The sequence below is a fragment of the Bartonella sp. MR168JLCBS genome, assembly GCF_042194175.1.
Genome location: NZ_JBHIMP010000558.1, coordinates 1 through 277, shown reverse-complemented (window position 1 = coordinate 277; position 277 = coordinate 1). Strand labels below are relative to the sequence as shown.

Genomic DNA, 277 nt, shown 5'->3' with positions numbered 1-277 from the left:
GCTGTTCAGCGCGCATTTCTCCAAGTCCTTTAAAACGTCCAATTTCGATTTTAGCTTTTCCGGTAAATTCAGTTTTTAGCAATTCATTCTTATGGGTGTCGTCACGTGCATAAGCGACTTTTCCCCCTTGCGATATTCTGTAAAGGGGAGGGACAGCAAGGTATAAATGTCCTTGACGAATAAGATCCGGCATTTCTTGAAAAAAGAAGGTAATAAGGAGTGAGGCAATATGAGCACCATCAACATCCGCATCTGTCATAATAATAATACGTTCATA

General features: G+C 40.4%; 1 protein-coding gene. It reads right to left on the bottom strand.

What is annotated here, in order from left to right; translation table 11 throughout:
• Positions 1–277 (bottom strand): toprim domain-containing protein (locus tag ACFIK8_RS12635; protein ID WP_375669623.1); only part of this gene is annotated, 277 nt, incomplete at both ends.